This is a genomic window from Kitasatospora sp. NBC_01266, from assembly GCF_036242395.1.
GTDB lineage: Bacteria > Actinomycetota > Actinomycetes > Streptomycetales > Streptomycetaceae > Kitasatospora.
In genome coordinates, this window is record NZ_CP108458.1 from 7,956,521 (window position 1) to 7,976,071 (window position 19,551).

13 protein-coding genes are annotated in these 19,551 nt (G+C 71.7%); 8 read left to right on the forward strand and 5 right to left on the reverse strand.

The features are described 5' to 3' along the window. Nucleotides 1-59 precede the first annotated feature (59 nt). Nucleotides 60-950, forward strand: a complete 891-nt coding sequence (locus OG403_RS34045; RefSeq protein WP_329571288.1) for a LysR family transcriptional regulator — start codon at nucleotides 60-62, stop codon at nucleotides 948-950. A gap of 222 nt (nucleotides 951-1,172) precedes the next feature. On the opposite strand, the gene OG403_RS34050 is transcribed toward OG403_RS34045, so the two are convergent. Then, entirely contained in the window at nucleotides 1,173-2,342 is a 1,170-nt protein-coding gene (locus OG403_RS34050) for a DUF1266 domain-containing protein (protein ID WP_329571290.1), read from the reverse strand. 273 nt (nucleotides 2,343-2,615) lie between these two features. On the opposite strand from OG403_RS34050, the gene OG403_RS34055 reads away from it, so the two are divergent. From OG403_RS34055 to OG403_RS34065, 3 genes are all read left to right on the forward strand, one after another. Then, on the forward strand, nucleotides 2,616-3,554 hold the full coding sequence (locus OG403_RS34055) for a LysR family transcriptional regulator (protein WP_329571292.1): 939 nt from the start codon (nucleotides 2,616-2,618) through the stop codon (nucleotides 3,552-3,554). A 231-nt stretch (nucleotides 3,555-3,785) separates the two neighbouring features. After that, a complete protein-coding gene (locus OG403_RS34060; RefSeq protein ID WP_329571294.1) occupies nucleotides 3,786-4,499 on the forward strand; it encodes an SDR family NAD(P)-dependent oxidoreductase in 714 nt (237 codons plus the stop codon). Nucleotides 4,500-4,640: 141 nt separating this feature from the next. Then, nucleotides 4,641-6,440 carry a serine/threonine-protein kinase gene (locus OG403_RS34065; RefSeq protein WP_329571296.1) on the forward strand — a complete coding sequence of 600 codons (1,800 nt, stop codon included), beginning with the start codon at nucleotides 4,641-4,643 and terminating at the stop codon, nucleotides 6,438-6,440. Nucleotides 6,441-6,598: 158 nt separating this feature from the next. Here OG403_RS34065 and OG403_RS34070 read toward each other — a convergent pair whose 3' ends face one another. Continuing rightward, complete coding sequence (locus OG403_RS34070; RefSeq protein WP_329571298.1) at nucleotides 6,599-7,786, reverse strand: sulfotransferase family protein; 1,188 nt, start codon at nucleotides 7,784-7,786, stop codon at nucleotides 6,599-6,601. Nucleotides 7,787-8,966: 1,180 nt separating this feature from the next. Between OG403_RS34070 and cysC the strand changes: the two genes are divergently transcribed. From cysC to OG403_RS34085, 3 genes are read left to right on the forward strand one after another with little or no spacing between them, the layout of a single operon-like run. Continuing rightward, nucleotides 8,967-9,515, forward strand: coding sequence for an adenylyl-sulfate kinase (gene cysC / locus OG403_RS34075; protein WP_329572208.1), 549 nt, complete (start codon nucleotides 8,967-8,969; stop codon nucleotides 9,513-9,515). Next, the gene (gene cysD, locus OG403_RS34080) at nucleotides 9,512-10,465 is read left to right on the forward strand and encodes a sulfate adenylyltransferase subunit CysD (protein WP_329563160.1); all 954 of its coding nucleotides are present in this window, start codon (nucleotides 9,512-9,514) and stop codon (nucleotides 10,463-10,465) included. The genes cysC and cysD overlap by 4 nt, the downstream gene beginning before the upstream one ends. A gap of 2 nt (nucleotides 10,466-10,467) precedes the next feature. Beyond that, nucleotides 10,468-11,799 carry a sulfate adenylyltransferase subunit 1 gene (locus OG403_RS34085; protein WP_329571300.1) on the forward strand — a complete coding sequence of 444 codons (1,332 nt, stop codon included), beginning with the start codon at nucleotides 10,468-10,470 and terminating at the stop codon, nucleotides 11,797-11,799. A gap of 1,014 nt (nucleotides 11,800-12,813) precedes the next feature. Here the strand turns inward: OG403_RS34085 and OG403_RS34090 are convergent. After that, nucleotides 12,814-16,542 (reverse strand): ABC transporter ATP-binding protein, encoded by a 3,729-nt coding sequence (locus tag OG403_RS34090; RefSeq protein ID WP_329571302.1) that lies wholly within the window; start codon nucleotides 16,540-16,542, stop codon nucleotides 12,814-12,816. Nucleotides 16,543-16,985: 443 nt separating this feature from the next. Further along, nucleotides 16,986-17,582, reverse strand: a complete 597-nt coding sequence (locus tag OG403_RS34095) for an adenylate kinase (RefSeq protein ID WP_329571303.1) — start codon at nucleotides 17,580-17,582, stop codon at nucleotides 16,986-16,988. Between OG403_RS34095 and OG403_RS34100 the strand changes: the two genes are divergently transcribed. Further along, the gene (locus OG403_RS34100) at nucleotides 17,569-18,435 is read left to right on the forward strand and encodes a TauD/TfdA family dioxygenase (protein WP_329571305.1); all 867 of its coding nucleotides are present in this window, start codon (nucleotides 17,569-17,571) and stop codon (nucleotides 18,433-18,435) included. The two genes, OG403_RS34095 and OG403_RS34100, sit on opposite strands and share 14 nt — an antisense overlap. A gap of 116 nt (nucleotides 18,436-18,551) precedes the next feature. Here OG403_RS34100 and OG403_RS34105 read toward each other — a convergent pair whose 3' ends face one another. After that, the gene (locus tag OG403_RS34105; protein ID WP_329571307.1) at nucleotides 18,552-19,373 is read right to left on the reverse strand and encodes a class II aldolase/adducin family protein; all 822 of its coding nucleotides are present in this window, start codon (nucleotides 19,371-19,373) and stop codon (nucleotides 18,552-18,554) included. Nucleotides 19,374-19,551 lie beyond the last annotated feature (178 nt).

Genomic DNA, 19,551 nt, shown 5'->3' on the forward strand with positions numbered 1-19,551 from the left:
CATTGCCGTCCACGTGGAGATCATGGACAAACCGTTCGGGAAAGCTGAACAATGGCCGGATGGACACACGGCGGCTGCGGATTCTCGCGGAGTTGTCCCGGCTGGGCTCGATGCGCGCGGTCGCGGATGTGCTCGGCATCACCACCTCGACGGTCTCGCAGCAGATCGCCGCCCTCGCCCGCGAGATGGACACCGCGCTGATCGAGCCCGCCGGGCGGCTGGTCCGGCTGACGCCGGCGGGTCGCAGGCTCGCCGAACACGCGGTGACGATCCTTGCCGCGGTCGAGACGGCGCACCGCGACCTCAGCCCCGGAGCCGAGCCCAACGGCACTCTGCGGGTGGCCGGCTTCGCCACCGCCATTCGCGGATACCTGCTGCCCATCGTGGTAGACCTCGCCGCGACCAGTCCGCAGGTCCGCGTCCTCATCCGCGAACACGAGCCCGCCGAGTCGCTGGAGCTGCTGGCCGCCGACGAGGTGGACCTCGCGCTCACCTACGACTACAACCTGGCTCCGGCCGCCGACGATCCCACGGTCAGTGCGACCCCGCTGTGGACCACCAGGTGGGGGCTCGGCGTGCCGGCCGACGCCGAGCCGGGCGACGGGACGACGCCGGACGTCTTCGCCCGCTTCCGGTCGCACGACTGGATCGTCAACTCCCGCAACACGGCGGACGAGGAGGTCATCCGCACGCTCGCCTCGATGGCGGGGTTCCGGCCCTGGGTCACCCACCAGGCCGACAGCCTCGACCTGGTGCAGGAGATGATCGCGGCGGGCCTGGGCGTGGCGCTGCTACCGACCGGCTTCCCGGTCCTGCCCGGTGTGCGGTTCGTCCCGCTGGCCGCCCCCGACGTCGAGCTGCGCGCCTACGCGGTGGCCCGACACGGCCGCCTCGACTGGCCGCCGCTCGCGCTGGTGACCGACCGGCTCAACGCCGCCGCGAGCCGATGACCCTCGATTTCGCCCCGCCGGGCCCGCAGCGATTCGACTCCGCCCGGTGCTGATTCCCGTGGTGGCCGCCGAAGATCGCCGGGCGGGCGCTCGGCAGCGCTGGTTGCCCCGCTGTCGCGCGAGGTACCGCGCCGCCTGCGGCTGCTGGTCCAACCGGACACCGGTGCGAGGCCGGGGCCACGGTCGCCCAACGGATGCGTGACCGGGCCCCGCGGTCCCCGGTCAGCGCAGGGTCAGGGTGCGCCACGGGCTGCTCGGCGCCCGTACCAGGGCGTTGTGGGCGTCCAGCGCCTCCTGGTAGGTCTGCTCAGGCGAGCCCTGCCGACCCATCTGCACCACCCGGCCGAGGACGTAGGCGGCGGAGAAGCTGAACCAGTTGGGGTAGGTCTGCGCGCACGCGCTGCCGGCCTGCCGGACGATCTCTTCGGCACGCTCGCGGTCGCAGAAGCCGCCCGCCAGGCCCCAGAGGCCCATGTTCACCGCGCGGCCGAGGTCCCAGGCGGCCTGCGTGTGGATGACGCCGTCGTGCGGCAGCAGGCCGTCGCGGCGCAGCCAGCCCTCGCAGCGCCCGACCAGGCCGGCCACGTCGAGCAGTTCGTTCCGGGCCTTGTCCGCGGTGCCGTGCTGCTGGCACCAGGCCGTGACCGCCCGGGTCAGAGTGGTCGGATCGGCGGAGGGTGCCGACTGGCCGGCGTACTGCGGCCGCAGGGACAGTACCCGGTCGACCGAGGTGAGTTGCTCGGTGTCGAGCAGCCGGTCGACCTGGGTGCGCCACTGCGCGGCGGTCTCGATGCTCCACCACTTCTGCAGCGTCCTGCGCGTCTGCTCGTAGTCCAGCCGGTCGGCGCCCATCGTGTTCCACGGTCGGGCGCCCATCACGGCCAGCTGTGCGCCGCAGGCCAGCGCGCGGGCCAGGTCGCCGTCCTGCGGCTCGGACCTCATGGTGCGGACGGTGCCGAGCAGGTCCTGCCAGGTGCCGACGGTGTCCTGGTTCCGCTTCAGCCACAGCGCGACGTCGCCCACCTTCAGCCGCGTCTCGATCCGGCTGCCGCGGTTGACGACGAGGGTCCAGTCCGGGCTGGTCTTGCCCACCCACGGGACGAGGGCGGGCCACATCATCTTGTCGAAGAAGACCCCGTCAGGACGCTGCGCGGGCAACAGCCCCCGGGTGTAGACGTCGAGCGAGGTGCGCGTCCACCGTTTGGTCTTCACCAGGGACGTACCGCGCACCTGCTGGCCGGCGAGGCGCGCGTCGGCGTGGTCGAGCAGGCACGGGACGAACACGTCGGTGGCGGCGAGCACGGTGAGGAACGACCCGAGGTCGTCGTTGCGCTTGGCCTCGAAGAGACGCTGCTCCTCGTCGGTCGGCGCGATCCAGCCGTCGGCTTCCAAGACCCCCCCTTGAATGTGCGGACTCGGGCGGTCGAGCCGGTCCAGCCAGGTGGCAGAGGCTAGCGCGTACGTGCGAGTCGTCGCAACGCGACGGTTGACAGGTACATCTGACGTCACGTCATCGCTGCGGTGGTGAAGCGGCCGAGGACCTTCTCGCGAGCTCGTCCCCGTCGTCGGCCCGCCGGATGCCGATGCTGCGCGGTTCGCCGTGTGGGCCGCGCCACAAACCGGCGTCCTCGCCGCTGATAGGCGCAGCCTCCCAACGGCCGTAGCATGAGCGGAATGGAGCTGCGCCAACTCCGGTACTTCCTCGCGGTCGCCGAGGAGCTGAACTTCGGCCGGGCCGCTGCCCGGCTGCTGATCGCCGGGCCGTCCCTGTCCCAGCAGATCAAGGCCCTGGAACGCGACCTCGGGGTGGTCCTGTTCGACCGCGACCGGCGCTCGGTCGCGCTCACCGCGGCGGGCACCGCGCTGCTCCCGCACGTGCGCGCCCTGCTGGACCGGGCCGACGACCTGCGGCGCCGGGCCGGGCGGCTGTCCGGTTCGGAGCCGGTCCGGCTGGGCTACGTCAGCTGGTTGCCGCCCGACCTGACCGCCCGCACCTCCGCGGTGGCCCGGGTGCACATCGACACGTGGGTCGCGCCCTCCCACGCCCAGGCCGCCCGGGTCGCCGACGGCAGCCTGGACCTCGCGGTGTGCTGGGTGCGGGACGAGGAGCTGGAACAGCTGGGCCTGGCAGCCCGGTTGGTCGGCGTGGACCGGCTCCAGGCGGTGTCCGCGGGGGCCGGCGGCGGCGCTGTGCGCGCCGGGGACACCGTCGCGCTCCTGGACGACGACGTCACCTCCTGGGCGTCGTGGAACGCCTACGCCGAGGAACTGGTCCGCGACACGGGTGCCCGGGCGGAGCACATCGCCGACGGCGGCGTCATGGGTCCGGCGTTCTTCGACCATGTCCGCCGCCTCGGCCGACCGGTCGTCAACTGTCCCAAAGGCCAGACCGTTCCACTGCCGCCCGACCTGGTCCAGCGCCCGATCGTGTCGCCGCAGGTGTACTGGACCTGGTCACTGGTCCGGCGTGCCGACGAGCAGCGCGCGGCGGTGCTCGCCGTGGTCGACGTTCTCTGCGAGGCGGTCGGCGGCCTCGGGCTGTACGGCCCGGACGCCTGGCTGCCGGCGGGCGACCGGGACCGGCACCGGCAGATCCACAGTTAGGGCGCTGACCAGGGCTGGAAGGCCGGGCCTTCCAGTAGGGAGGCAGCCGGTCCTGGCGCCGGGCCGGTGGGGCGTTGCCCTTCGCGTACCGGCCTGCCTACCGTGGCGGAGTCGATCAGCGGCCGGAGCCGGGGTCGAGGCCATGTCGTCCCGGCCGGCCACGTAATCCCACCCGCCCATCCGCCTATCCAGCCACCCAGCTCGCGCTCGGTTGCATCCCGGAGTGCTGTCATGAGCATGCCTGATCAGAAGGTCGTCGTCATCACCGGTGCCTCGCGGGGGATCGGCGCCGGCCTCGTCGACGCGTACCGCAGGCTCGGTCACGCCGTCGTCGCCACCTCGCGCACGATCGCACCCGCCAACGACGCGGGCATCCTGACCGTGCAGGGCGACATCGCCGACCCGGCCACCGCCGAGCGCGTCATCGCCGCCGCCGTCGAGCGGTTCGGCCACATCGACACCCTGGTCAACAACGCGGGCGCCTTCGTCGCCAAGCCCTTCACCGACTACACCGCAGACGACTACGCCACCGTGACCGGTGCGAATTTGATCGGATTCTTCCAGCTCACACAGCTGGCCGTCGGCCAACTGCTCACCCAGGGCGGTGGACACATCGTCACCATCACCAGCAGCCTGGCCGACAACGCCGACGCCAGGGTCCCGTCCGTGCTGGCTTCACTGACCGAGGGCGCACTGCGGTCCGCCACCAAGTCGCTGGCCATCGAGTACGCGACCCGCGGCATCCGCGCGAACGCTGTCTCCCCGGGCGCCATTCGAAACCCGACGCACGCCGAGGAGACCCACCGGTTCCTCGCCGACCGGCACCCCGCCGGCCGGATCGGCGAGGTGGGCGACATCGTCGACGCGGTCCTCTACCTGGAGAACGCGCTGTTCGTGACCGGCGAGATCCTCCACGTGGACGGCGGCATCAGGGCCGGCAACTGAGGCCCTCTCCCCGGCCGGGCCAGCCGAGCCGGGCCAGCCGGGCCGGCCCGACCGGCAGTTCGACGTGCGGCGTCGCAGTCGTTCGACCAAATCGACTCTGGTTATCCGTAGTTAACACACAGTAAGGCTAACCCTCAGCCCATGCCTGCAGATGATCTACACAGCGCTGCATCGTCGCAATCCACCTTCCAGCCCCTCCAGCCGGATGACCCGGCCGAGGTGGCCGGCTACCGGCTGTACGCGCGGCTCGGAGCCGGCGGGATGGGCCGGGTCTACCTCTCCTACACCCCGGGTGGCCGGCCGGTGGCGCTGAAGGTGGTCCGTCCCGAGTTCGCCGAGGACCCGGAGTTCCGGCGTCGGTTCACCCGAGAGGTGGCCAACGCGCAGCGGATCCACGGTCTGTACACCGCCCAGGTGATCGACGCGGGCAGCACGGCCGTTGGCGCCCCGTGGCTGGTCACCGCGTACGTGCCGGGGCCCTCGCTCCAGCAGGTGGTGCGCGAGCACGGCGCGCTGCCGGTGCGCACCGTGCTGCTGCTGCTCGGCGGCATCGCCGAGGCGCTGCAGGCGATCCACAGCGTCAACGTCGTGCACCGCGACCTGAAGCCCGCCAACGTGCTGGTGGCCGCCGACGGCCCGCGGGTGATCGACTTCGGCATCGCCCGGGCCGCCGACGCCACCGCGCTGACCGGCACCGGGCTCCGGATCGGCTCGCCCGCCTTCATGGCGCCCGAGCAGGCCCAGGGCGGGGCGGTCACTCCCGCCACCGACGTCTTCGCGCTGGGCGCGCTGGCCGCCTACGTGGCGAGCGGCGTGTACCCGTTCGGCGAGGGCCCGGAGACCGCGGTGCTCTTCCGGGTGGTGTACGAGCCGCCGGAGCTGGACGCGGTGCCCGAGGACCTGCGCGACCTGGTGCAGCGCTGCCTGGCCAAGGAGCCCGAGGACCGGCCCACGCCGGCCGAGATCATCGAGATCGCCCGCAGCCACCCCTCGGTCGGCGGGCAGCTGCGGTTCGCCGACGACTGGCTGCCCGCGCCGGTGGCCACCGAGCTCACCCGGCGTTCCGACCTGCCCAGGACGCCGCCGGTCCCCACCGCCCTGGCAACGGCTCCCTCGCTCAGCGCCCCTGGGCCGACGTCAGCAGCCGTTCCCCCGCCTCTGCTCAGCGACATGCCCACCACACGGGCGCGGTATCCGGAGCAGACCGGGCCGGTCCCCGAGGCCGCGCCGGCGCCCGCGGCGGGGCAGGCCAAGGCGAAAGGCGTCTCCTGGAAGACCCTGCTGACCATCGCCGTGGTGGTGGCGCTCGGCGGCACGCTGGGCGGGGTGCTGCTCACCCGGAACGACCGGAACGACAGGTCGACCACCGCCGGCAACCCCGCCCAGGCCCCGGCCGCCGCGAAATCCCCGGCCGCGCCCACCACCGCGTCCACCACCGCGTCCACCACCGCGTCCACCAGCGCGCCCAGCGCACCCGGCTCGGTCGGCGGCGGCTCGGCGCCCGCCACCGCAGGGAGCTACACCCCGCTGGTGAGCAAGGTCGAACTGAGTATCCCGGCAAGCCTGTTCGCCAGCGAGGCGTACCAGATCGACCTGGTCGGCGGCAAGACGGCCCCTGCTGTCACCACCCCCAAGTGGGCGCTCGCCCTGACGCACCAGAGCCCTACCGGTAGCGCCTCGGCCGACTCCTTCAGCGCGGCCGGCTTCGACCTCTCCGACTTCGCCGTGCTGACCGACCCGTCGTCCACCCCGGCCCAGTGCAACGCCGCGATCGACACCCAGCCCGAAGCCAACGTCGGCTTCGCCCAGGTGAACGGCGGCCGGCTGCTCTGCATACGCGACCGCGCCACCAACAGCATCGCGATCGCGACCATCGAGACCGCCGACGCACAGACCGGCGAGGTCAAGCTCTCGCTGAGCACCTGGCAGGGCAACTCCTGACCCCGTCCGCCCTGGCCCGGTGAACCCACCCCGACACCAACGACCGCGTCGACGCACACGGCCCCGGCCCGACCACCGCTGCTGCCCGTTCTTCTCCGGAGGTTGGGCGCCTGGGGACCGGGCAGCTGAGCCCGGAGGACGCGTAGCACGGCGCGCCGTCAGCTCTGATCGACCTTGGCACGAAGGGTGTTGTAGTCGGCGAAGGCCGACTCGACGCCGGCGCGGGTCAGTCCGTAACGCGCCAGGTCGTAGCTGTGCGGGCGGGTGCCCCTGGGACGAGCGGTGATCTCGGGAAGCCGGGCCGCGGTGGCACTCGTCCAGCCGGCGCCGATGGATTCGTAGAGTCTGGGGGCGCCGGTGGCGGGGTGGGCCCCGAGCCAGGAGTAGGGGACGTCCACCAGCGCCTCGGCGGGGATCGAGGCACGGGCCGCCAGGCCCCGGGTCATGGCGCGGCTCAGCACGTCGAGCCAGGTGGCGCCGATTCCGTGCAGGTCGAGGGGGCGGACGGTGATGGCCATACCGTGCTCGACCAGGCTGCAGAAGGACGCCACGACGGTGACCGGGTCGCGGTGGGTCCACACGATGGTGGCATCCGGGAAGACGGTGCGCAGTGCGTCGAGGTTCTCCAGGTGCATGGGTGACTTCAGCACCCAGCGGCGGCGCGGGCGACCGTACTGGAGCACCTGGAAGACCTGCTTGAGGTAGCGGTAGTCGGGGACGAAGTCCCGTTCGTAGTGCCGGGCCGTGTAGTTGGGAATGCGGGCCTGGGACAGTGGCATGACCGTGTGCGGGAGGGCGAAGGTGCACTCGTCAGGGCCCTCGGCGTCGAGCGGGTGGATGTCGCGGAACCGCGGGGCGAACAGGTCGATCGCGCCGACCATCCGACGCGCGGCGGTGATCGCCCTCCGGCGCTGATCGGGCGTCAGCTCCAGGTCGGGGGTGAGCAGTTCCCACAGCAGCGGGCTGCGGTGCTCGGCGGAGAGGGACAGGATGCCGTGGGTCAGTGTGGTGGCGGTGCGCGGCAGACCTACCACGAACACCGGCTGCTCGATGGGCTCGTGCTCGATCGCGGGGTGCTGGGAGAGCAGTCGGCGGATCCGGGCCCGGTTGCTGAGCTGCCTGCGGACGTGGGCCTGCGCGGATGCCCAGCCGACCGGGGTGAGGTTGTCGTCCCTCGACCAGTTGCGCAGCAGCAACCGGAAGTCGTCGGCGAACAGTTGGTCTCCGTCTGCCTGCGCGGTCGCGGCGATGAGCCGGTCGAAGACCTGGTCGGGGTCGCGACGAGCACCGAAGCCCGGCCGGAGCAGCAGGTTGGCCAGGGTGAGGGCGAGCGGGGCGGCAGGCAAGGGGTGTGTTCCTTCGGTAGCAGGGTTGGAGAGGAACGCGGGCCTCTCGGATCGTGTCGACGATCTCGTGGCCGGGGGTGCCAACCGTCAGTACGACGACCGGTGGACCGGTGCCGTCCGCAGAGCGGAGCTCATCCGCAACCATTCGGTACCCGGGCCCACTTGGACACCGAAGCCGGCTGGGGCGCGTTCCCGGAGCCCGGCGTCCGGTAGGTGGAACGGGGTGATCCCGATGACGGGGTCGGTCGGCGAACAGCAGGGTCTCATGGACTCTCCGGTATGCATCGTGACGCAGCTGGGGCATGAGCTGGGCATGAGCTGGGCATGAGCTGGGGCGGAAGGGCGCGACGCGCACTTCGCTCCTCGGGGGCGCTATTGCGCCATCCCGCGATCCGGTCCAACCTGAAGACTACTGAGCAGTAAGGACCGTCAGGTTAAGCCAATGTTGCGCGTGCATGTCAACACATTGCCGAAGTAAATCCTTCGGGATCCGGCCCGGCCGGCAGCCGGTCGGCAGATCCTCCGGAGGCCGCTCCTGCCGCGCGTCCACCCCCTTGGCCCCGATCGTGCGATCAGGTAGCGTGCCCTCCTGGCATACGAGGAGAGCTGGTCGCCACCGGTCCACTCGCAAGGGTGAACTGGCAGTCAGGCGGCGGTGGTTCACCTCGACTCGGCGTCGTAGCCCCGCTTGGCCGCCCCCACCACGAGTCTGATTCCTGGCGTCCGAACCCTCGCGAACCGGACCAGGGCAAGCGCAGCTTCAGGAGTCGGTGCGTGCGGACGATCGCGGTCGTCACGGCTTGGGACAGCTCGAATCGGATGGAGCGCATGCGCCAGATCTGCGGGCGGGGATTCCTCATGCACGGCCGAAGACGTAGCGGGGGAGCCGGTCGAAGCGGCTCGCCGCACCTGATTGCGTCCCCTGTCGTGCACGCGCGCCCCGGGTGGCGCTGAAGGGCCCGACAGGGTGCTGTTGGTGGTCTCAGCGTGGACGGATCCAGGCCGGAGCCGGTCGCCCGGACCCGGTGAACGGCCAAGGTCGGCCGGTGGCGTCTCCACCATGCCGGCCACTGTGCGCAGCCGGCTCGCCCATGGACCCCAAGGAAGCTTTTCCCCTTTGGAGTTGATCGTGATCACAGTCGACATCCCGGCAGTCGGGGAAGCCGCGGGGGCGGCCCCGGTGGCCGCTGCCTGCGAGCGCGGCGCCACGGTGTGGCTGACCGGGTTGCCCAGTGCCGGTAAGACCACGCTGGCCTTCGCGTTGGCCGAGCGGTTGCGGGCCGAGGGCCACCGGGTCGAGGTGCTCGACGGCGACGAGGTCCGCGAGTTCCTCTCCAAGGGCCTGGGCTTCACCCGCGAGGACCGCCACACCAACGTGACCAGGATCGGCTTCGTCGCCGAGAAGCTGGCCTCCCACGGCGTCAAGGTGCTCGCCCCGGTGATCGCCCCCTACGCCCACTCGCGCGCAGCGGTGCGCGAACGCCACCAGGCCGCGGGCACCGGCTTCCTGGAGGTCCACGTCGCCACCCCCGTGGAGCTCTGCTCCGAACGCGACGTCAAGGGCCTGTACGCCAAGCAGGCCGCCGGCGAGCTCTCCGGCCTCACCGGCGTGGACGACCCCTACGAGGCACCCCAGTTCCCGGAGCTGCGCCTTCAGACCCAGGGCCGGACGGTGGCCGAGTCCGCCGCCGAGCTGCACGCCTTCCTGACCGAGAGGGGCCTCGCGTGAGTACCGCGACCGACATCCCGACGCAGGCGCAGGACCCCGACGACTCGGGCGGGCCTTTCGCCCTGTCGCACCTGGACGCCCTGGAGGCGGAGTCGGTGCACATCCTGCGCGAGGTGGCGGGCGAGTTCGAGCGGCCGGTGATCCTCTTCTCCGGCGGCAAGGACTCGATCGTCATGCTGCACCTGGCACTGAAGGCCTTCGCCCCGGCGCCGGTCCCGTTCTCGCTGCTGCACGTCGACACCGGCCACAACTTCCCCGAGGTGATCGCCTACCGCGACCGCGTGGTGGCCCGGCACAACCTGCGCCTGCACGTCGCCCTGGTGCAGGACTTCATCGACGACGGCCGGCTGCGCGAGCGCCCCGACGGCACCCGCAACCCCCTGCAGACCGTCCCGCTGCTGGACGCCATCGAGAGCGGCAGGTTCGACGCCGTCTTCGGCGGCGGGCGCCGCGACGAGGAGAAGGCCCGCGCCAAGGAACGCGTCTTCTCCCTGCGCGACGAGTTCGGCGCCTGGGACCCGCGCCGCCAGCGCCCCGAACTCTGGTCCCTCTACAACGGCCGCCACGCGGTGGGCGAACACGTCCGCGTCTTCCCGCTGTCCAACTGGACCGAGCTGGACGTCTGGCAGTACATCGCCCGCGAGTCCATCGACCTGCCGCAGATCTACTACGCCCACCAGCGCGACGTCTTCGCCCGCGACGGCATGTGGCTGACCGCCGGCGCCTGGGGCGGCCCCAAGGACGGCGAGCAGGTCCAGCGCCGCCTGATCCGCTACCGCACGGTGGGCGACATGTCCTGCACCGGCGCCGTCGACTCCCACGCCGCCACCATCGAACAGGTCATCGCCGAGATCGCCGCCTCCCGCCTGACCGAACGCGGCGCCACCCGCGCCGACGACAAACTCTCCGAAGCCGCCATGGAAGACCGCAAGCGCGAGGGGTACTTCTAACCATGACCACCACCACCCACGCCGCCACCGCCACCTCCCTGCTGCGCTTCGCCACCGCCGGCTCCGTGGACGACGGCAAATCCACCCTCGTCGGCCGCCTCCTGCACGACTCCAAATCGGTGCTGGCCGACCAACTGGAAGCCGTCGAACACGCCTCCCGCAAACGCGGCCAGCACACCCCCGACCTGGCACTGCTCACCGACGGCCTGCGCGCCGAACGCGAGCAGGGCATCACCATCGACGTCGCCTACCGCTACTTCGCCACCACCCGGCGCCGCTTCATCCTCGCCGACACCCCCGGCCACGTGCAGTACACCCGCAACATGGTCACCGGCGCCTCCACCGCCGAACTCGCCGTCGTCCTCGTCGACGCCCGCAACGGCGTCGTCGAGCAGACCCGCCGACACGCCGCCGTCGCCGCCCTGCTACGCGTCCCACACCTCGTCCTGGCCGTCAACAAGATGGACCTCGTCGACTACGCCGAGCCCGTCTTCGCCGCCATCGCCGCCGAGTTCACCGCCTACGCCGCCTCCCTCGGGGTGGGCGACATCGTCGCCGTGCCGATCTCCGCACTGGCCGGCGACAACGTCGTCGAACCCTCCGCCCACATGGACTGGTACGGCGGCCCCACCCTCCTCGAACACCTCGAGACCGTCCCGGTCCACACCGACCCCAGCCAGCAGCCCGCCCGCTTCCCCGTGCAGTACGTCATCCGCCCGCAGAGCACCACACACCCCGACTACCGCGGCTACGCGGGCCAGTTGGCGTCCGGCGTACTGCGCACCGGCGATGCGGTCACGGTGCTGCCCGCCGGACACACCACCACCGTCGCCGGCATCGACGTCCTCGGCACCCAGAGCGACACCGCCTGGGCACCCCAGTCGATCACCGTGCGCCTCGCCGAGGACATCGACATCTCCCGCGGCGACCTGATCACCGCCGGCCCCACTCCCGTCCCCACCAAGGACGTCGAGGCCACCGTCTGCCACCTCCACGAACGCCCGCTGCGGGGCGGCGACAAGGTGCTGCTCAAGCACACCACCCGCACCGTGCGCGCACTGGTCAAGGAGATCACCTACCGCATCGACATCGACACCCTCGAACAACGCCCCGAGGCAACCGAGTTGAACGTCAACGAGATCGGCCACCTGCTGCTCCGCACGGCCGAGCCGCTCGCTCTCGACCCCTACGTCGACAACCGCCGCACCGGCTCCTTCCTGCTGATCGACCCGGCCGACGGCACCACCCTGACCGCCGGCATGACCGGCGAGTCCTTCACCGGCACCCCGGCGGCAGCAGCAGCGGCAGCGGACGAAGCGGAGGACTGGGTCTGATGCCCGGCGAGGCTTTCCTGGACGAAGTTGATGCCGGTGTGAACTGCCGACCACGGTAGGCGACACCGGCGGCAACCCGGATGCGAGAAGACCGAAACGGATGCTGCCTGACAGAAAGGCACTTCGACGATATCCGAACGCGCTCACCTGCGCACCGCAAGGCGCCGCCGGGAGTCAACTGACGATGCGAGGTCGCACCACACACCCGAGAGCGTGACGCCGCGCCCACCAAGGCCGACGTGGGGGAGAGCGACTGCGTCGAACTGAATGAAACGCGGCTGGCAACGCGGTAAAGTCGCAGCTCACGAAGTGTCAGCCCCGCGCTCGCGGGGATGGTCCTTCGAGCCGTTGCGTGTCCTCCCAGCTGTCTGTGTCAGCCCCGCGCTCGCGGGGGTGGTTCCCGTCTGCGCTTGGCTCCTCCCGGACGGCCTTGGGGTGGGGCAACCCGCATTGCGGAGTGGGCCGTTGAGGAGAACGGCACATCGGCACGGGGGCCGCAGGTGCCTCCCGGAAGTCCGCGGAGATCCTCCAGGCGCACCTGATCGAATTCCGGTCAACTCCGCACCGGCGCACGCCGAATACCCCCTCGCTTCGCTTGCTCGCGATCGCGAGCCGGGGGTGCCCCGAGGAAGGATCGGAACCGTAACGGCGGCCGATGCTGGAGAGTTGAGGTCGATCTGTCGGCGCGAGGGCCTCTGGCGACGGCTCTGCGGGTGCTGATAAAGCATCCGTGCTGTTCAGAGATCTGATGGGCGGTCGGACGTAGTGGCTCACACAGGGGAGCGGAGGCAGCGCCTGGCAGCGTGATCACTGTGAAGGCCTTCGGAGCGCCGCGAGCGCGACCAACTCCCGGGCCGGTGGCCCGAGGCGCTGGGCGAGGTCGCACGCCTGGGCCCGCTCAATGTCGCATTCCAGGTCGGCGATCCGGTGGCGGTGCCCACGACCATCGCGATGTCGAGGAAGCCTCCTTGATGCGCGGCCTCGGCCTGGACGACTGCCGCTCCCCGATCGCGTTCAGCGCGCCTCGGACACGGACACGGACACCGACACCGACACCGACACCGCCACCGCGTGGCGGCTCGCGGCCCCCGGACCGGCGGGGGCGGGTGGTGTCACGCCGGTGAAGGCCTGCCACAGCGCCGCGTAGTGTCCGTCGGCGGCCAGGAGTTCGGCGTGGGTGCCGTCCTCGACGATCCGGCCCCGGTCGAGGACGATCACGCGGTCGGCTCGGGCGGCGGTGGTGAGCCGGTGGGCCACGATCAGGGTGGTGCGGCGCTGGGCGAGGCGGTCGGTGGCGCGGTGGACCAGGGACTCGGTGGCCAGGTCGAGTGCCGCGGTGGCCTCGTCCAGCAACAGGATGTCGGGATCGACCAGTTGGGCGCGGGCCAGGGCGATCAGCTGCCGCTGGCCGCCGGAGAGGTTGCGGCCGCGTTCGGCGACGGGGTGGTGGTAGCCGCCGTCCAGCCCGACGATCACCTCGTGCGCGCCCACGGCCCGGGCCGCCGCCTCGATCTGGGTGTCGGTAGCGTCCGGCCGTCCGTAGCCGATGGCGTCGCGCACCGTACCGGCGAACAGGTAGGGCTCCTGGGGGACGACGCCGAGGCGGTGGCGGTAGCCCTCCAGGTCGAGGTCGCGCAGGTCGTGGCCGTCGATCAGGACCGCTCCGGCGGTCGGGTCGTAGAACCGCGCGACCAGCTTGACCAGGGTGGACTTCCCCGCCCCCGTCTCGCCGACGAAGACGACCGTCTGCCCGGCGGGAATCCGCAGCTCGATGGCGGTCAGCGCGTCGGCCTCGTCCGATGGGTAGCGGAAGTGGACGGCGTCGAAGGCGATCTCGCCGCGCAGCGCGGTGACCGCTCGCGGCGTGGGCGGCAGCGGTGTGCCGGTGGGGGTGTGCAGCAGGTCCTGGATCCGGCCCAGCGCGACTGTCGCCTGCTGGTAGCCGTCGAAGACCTGCGAGAGCTGGCTGACCGGTGCGAGCAGCAGATCGATGTAGAGCAGGTAGGCCACCAGCCCGCCCACGGTGAGCGTGCCCGCGTCGACCCGGTGCGCGCCGACGACCAGCACCAGCGCGACGGCCAGGCTGCCCAGGAACTCCACGAACGGGAAGTAGAGCGCGAACAGGTGCTGGCCGCGCACCCGCGAGCTCCGGTAGGCGTCGCTGCGCTCGGCGAACCGCTGCCGGCCGCTGCCCTCCGCCCGGAAGGCCTGGACGAGCCGCAGACCGGCGGAGTGCTCACGCAGGTCGGCGTTGACGACCCCGACCTGACGGCGGGCCAGCCGGTAGGTGCGCACCGAGGCCCGGCGGAAGACCCAGGTCGCGGCGGCGGCCAGCGGGAGGGTGGCGAAGACCAGCAGCGCCAGCTTGAGGTCGATCGCCAGCAGGACGACCAGGATCCCGCCGGCGGTGAGCAGGCTGAGCAGGGCCGTGACCAGACCGGTCCGGAGGAAGGAGGAGAGCGCTTCCACGTCGGTGGCCAGAGTCGTCATGATCCGGCCGTCCACGTCGCGTTCGATGGCATCCAGGCCGAGCCGGTGCACGTGCGCGAAGATCCTCGCCCGCAGTGCGTAGAGCAGGCGTTCGCCGGTCCGGCCGGTGACTCTGGTGGCCCCGCGCTGGGCGGACCACTGGACCGCGACGGTGCCGAGGCCCACCAGCGACGCGACCCAGAGCGCGGACAGCGCGTGCCGGCGGACCCCGGCGTCGACACCGTGCCGGATCAGCATCGGGAGCAGCAGTCCGGCGGCGGTGTCCAGCGCCATCAGCAGCAGGATCGCCAGCAGCGGGCCGCGGAACCCGCGGAGCAGCTCGCGGGGACCGAGAGCGGCGGCCTCGGCGGGGACGTTCGACGCATCCAACGCGGTGAGGTCCGACGCGGTGAGGTCCGACGCGGTGAGGTCCGATGGCGCCGGCTCGGAAGCTGGCGCCGTCAAGTCCTCGGCGGAAGTCCGGGAGTGAGCCACCGTCGTGGTGCCCGCTTCCCCCGGAACGGCTGCCACGTCCGCCGCCCCGGGTCCGGCCAACAGCTGCCGGTAGAGCGGGCACCGTTCCTGGAGCTCGTCCTGGGTGCCGACGTCCACCAGCCGGCCGGCCTCCAGCACCGCGACCCGGTCGGCCAGGGCGAGGGTGGACCGGCGGCGGGCGATCAGCAGGGTCGTCCGGCCCGCGAGGATCTTGCGCAGGGCCTCATGGATGTCGGACTCGACCAGGGCGTCCACGGCCGACGTGGCGTCGTCCAGGACCAGCAGCCGGGGCTCGGTGAGGAGCGCACGGGCGAGCGCCAGGCGCTGCCGCTGGCCGCCCGAGAGCGTCAGGCCCCGGGAGCCGACGACCGTGTCGTAGCCGTCCGGCAGGTCGGTGACGAAGGTGTGCGCCCGGGCGGCCCGGGCCGCGGCGATGACCTGGGCGTCCGTCGCGGTGGGCCGCCCGAAGGCGATGTTGGCCCGGATCGTGCCGCTGAACAGGAAACTGTCCTCGGGTACCAGGCCGATCGCCGCGCGCAGCGAGTCCAGGGTCAGGTCGCGGACGTCCCGGCCGCCGATCCGCACCGCGCCGGCGGTGACGTCGTAGAAGCGCGGCAGCAGCAGGGCCAGGGTGGACTTGCCGCTGCCGGCGGCGCCCAGCACGGCGACCGTCTCGCCCGGCTCGATCCGCAGGTCGATGCCGCGCAGCACCGGCCGCCGCGGGTCGTAGCCGAAGTCCACGCCGTCGAACTCGACGGCGGCGGGCGCGTCCTCGGGGAGCTGCTGCCGGCCCTCGGCCAGTCCCGGTTGGCGGTCGATCAGCTCCAGCACCCGGACGGCGCCGGCCCGCGCCTGTTGCACGGTGGTCAGGGTGGCGGCGAACGAGGAGACCGGACCGGCGAGTTGGGCCAGATAGCTGGAGAAGGCCACGAAGGTGCCGAGGGTGATGTGCCCCTCGACCGCCATCCAGCCGCCGAGTGCGAGCATGCCGACCTGGCCCAGCACCGGCACGGCCTGCAGGGCGGAGCTGTAGTGGGCGTCCAGGCGGATGGTTCGCAGCCGGGCGGCGTACAGCCGGCGGCCGGCCAGGGCGAGCCTGGCCGCCTCCTGCCGCTCCTGGCCGAATCCCCGGGTGACCTGGGCGCCGGAGACGGCGCCCTCGACGACTCCGACGACCTTGGCCGCCTGTTCCTGCGCGTGCCGGGTCGCGGGGTAGAGCTGGGCGCGACTGCGGCGGGCGATCAGCCAGAGCACGGGGGAGACCAGCAGCGCGATCAGGGTCAGCGCCGGGGACAGCACCAGCATCACGGCCAGCGAGAGCACGAAGAGCAGCGCGTTGCCGAGGACCGTGGGCAGCAGGTAGAGCAGTGCCTGGATCAGTTGCAGGTCGCTGGTGGTCCGGCCGATCAACTGGCCGGTGTCCAGGGCGTCCTGCTGCTCTCCGTCCAGCCGGGTCAGCGCCCGGAACACATCCATGCGCAGTTCGTGCTGGACGTCGTGGGCGATCCGGGTGCCGTGGTAGCGGCGCAGATAGGCGAGCCCGTAGACGGCCGCGGCGGCGGCCAGCAGCAGGGCCGCCCACGGTGCGAGCGGCCTGCGGTGCGAGCCGACCGCGTCGTCGATGACGACCTTGGTGATCAGCGGGACGAGCGCGCTCACGGCCATGCCGCCCAGCGAGGCCCCGAACCCCACCAGCACGTCGCGCCGGTGACGCCAGACGTATCCGAGCAGGCGCCGCCACCAGTCCGCGTCGGTGCTGCTGACCGGTGCCGTCGTCATCGCAGACCTCCCGTGTGATGCCCGCTGCCGGCCGGAGCCGGCGCTTCGGGGCGGGCATGCGTCGGACCCCGACCGGGCCGTCCGCCCCGCGCCCGGCCCGGTCCCCGGAACTCAGGGATTGCACTGTACAGAATTCCGGTAAAGCGGCACGGAATTTTTCCCCTGATCGGTCGAGTCGTGCCCGAAGGGGCAATCCTGGCGGTTGGCGAATAGGGACTCGCGGGGCCGTTGACAGACCCGATAGCAGTCCTATGAAATGAGCGGAGCCGGGGTCGGTCCAAGCCTAGCCATCGCCCAAGCCGAGAGCCCACGATGCCAGCAGGCTTGCCGGCCCCGGCTCAATATCGGGATGCCATTGTCGGGATGCCATTGTCGGGATGTCGCTGTCGGGATGCCTGGGAAAGTCGGGAAGTCCGAGAGATCGGGGCGCCGGATGAGCCCGCTCAGACCGAGGTGGCGTCGGGCCGGCCGGTCGGCAGTGACCGGAGCCACTGGTCCACCTGCCGGACGGTGGTCAACCGCACCACCCGCACCTTTGGGTGGCGTTCGATCCGCTCGGCCGTCGCGCGGCGCCGGACGCCGTGCTGGGTCCAGGCCCACCGGATCGGATGGGTCGGATCGAAGAGCAGTTTCCGCCAGGTCTCCCGGTTTCCGTTCCACAGGGCCTGCCGGCCGACGACCCGGACCAGTGACCTGCGGATCACCCGGAACATGACCGTGCGACGCGGCAGGTCCAGCCAGATGACGGTGTCGGCGCATTCCCAGAGGAGCTCCCCCAGAAACGGGTGGTACTGGTCCTCGGTGAGCCACTCCGGCTCGTTCGCGAATGCCTCGACATCGGATTCGAAGGATTCCATTTTGGTCCACTCCGGACCATGGTGAAGGGCGTCGAGTTCATGGTACGGAATAGTCAGCCGCGCGGACAGCCGGGCGGCCAGTGTCGACTTGCCCGACCCCGAGATACCGCCGATGAGAATCCTGTGCACAGCCGTGAGCTCCTCAGACCCTTGTCGATTGGATAGGCCTATGAGCTGGCCCACCCGCCTCAGTTTCTCCGCCGCCGAGAGCGACGGACTGCGTGCCGCCGCCGCGTCCTGGACCGTAGCGGCCCTGGCGGACCGCCGCGCTCAGCTGACCGCGCTGGACACCGCCTGCGAGCGGATGCCGCGCCTGCGCGAGGTGGTCGACCGGCTGACCACCGCCGTGCACCGCACCGGTGCGGTCATCGCCCAGGGCACGCCGCTGGACGACAGCGTGCTGATCATGCTCGCCGGTGCCCTCGGCGAGGTCACCCCGGTGGGCAACGGCTCGCCGCCGGGGCGACTGGTCTACGACCTGGTCACCGGACCCGACTCCCCGTACGACCCCGAGGCCCTGCCGCTGCACACCGACTCGGTCTTCGAGGCCCGCCCGCATCCCCACATGGGGCTGGCCTGCGTGCGGCCCAGCCCTGGCGGCGACGGGCTGACCACCCTGGCACGGGCCGACCGGCTGGCCGAGGCGGTGGCCGAGCGCGACCCGCACCACCTGAGGCTGCTCCAGGACCCCTGCTTCCCGTTTGCCAAGCTCCGCGGCGGCCGGGCCGACCCCGACACCGCCGTCCGCCGGTCGCCGGTGCTGCGGGTCGAGGGCGACGACGTCACCGTGACCTTCCACGGCCGGCATGTCAGGGAGGGCATGCAGCTGCGGCCCGCAGCGGTCGACGCCGAGCACCGCGCCGCGCTGCGGACCCTGGAGGCGGTGCTGGCCGAGCCCGGGTTCTCCACGGTGGTGGCGCTGGACCGGGGTGACCTGCTGCTGACCGACAACCAGCGGGTGCTGCACGGCCGGACGGAGGTTCTGCCGGCCGCGGGGGAGCGCCACGTCAAGCGGATCAAGATCTGGAGCGACTGAGCACGCCCCGGCCGGCCCGGCCGTCGGGAAAGCCCGCCCGCCCAGACGCGCGCGCCCGACGGCCGGGCCCGGCCCCGCGCGCCTGGGCGGGGCCGAGGCACCGGCCGCAGCGCCGCTCAGAGCAGCAGATCGGGCTCCTCGTGCACGATCTGCTCCCACAGGTTGAGGAAGAGCGTCGAGCCGTCCCCGCGGGCCTGGTCGTGGTTGGCCCGCGCCACCTCCGGCGGAATGAGCGTCAACTCGCCCGCCGCCGCGGCCAGCAGCTGGGCCTGCGCGGCCCGTTCGGCGATGACGAACAGCGCCGCCGCCTCGTCCACGCTGCGCCCGGTGGTCAGCAGGCCGTGGTTGGCGAGCACGGCCACCCGGTTGCTCCCCAGGTGGTCGACGATCCGCTTGCCCTCCTCCTCGCCGCGCACCAGGCCCTCGAACGGGATCACCACGTTGTCCTCGAAGAACATGCAGGAGTCCTGGGTGATCGGCAGCAGCGGCTGGGACAGCGCCGAGAGTGCCTTGCCGTACACCGAGTGGGTGTGCGCGGTGGCCATCACGTCGGGGCGCGCCGCGAAGATGTGCGAGTGGATGGTGAAGGCGGCGGTGCTGACCCGTCCCTCGCCGTGGACCGCGAGGCCCTGCGGGCCGACCAGGACGAGGTCGGAGACCCGCAGCCGGCTGAAGGCGCGCCCGAGCGGGTTCAGCCAGAAGTGGTCCGGGAGTTCGGGGTCGCGCACGCTGAGGTGGCCGGCGAGCTGCTCCTCGAAGCCCAGCCGGGCGAAGATGCGCAGCGCGCCCACCAGCCGCTCCTGGCGCCACCGGCGGTCCTGCTCCACCGTCAGGGTGACTGGTTTGGTGGGGAGTTCAGGCCTGGGCCGGGCCCGGAGCGAGGCGACGAACGGTGAGACCTGCTGAACGCCTGCGGAATCGTCGACGGTAGCTGTCATCCTGCGGCCTCCGCTGGGAGTGGTGGTGAGGAATCGCGAAAGGGAGATGGAAGGCACCTCGGTCGGCGTGCGATCCAGCGGCACCATGGTAAGCCGTCCCGCGCATTCCGGTACTACGGAAAAGTGTATTTCTGTCCCGTGTACCGGCTGCTCCGATTTAAACTGAATGTTCCCCTCA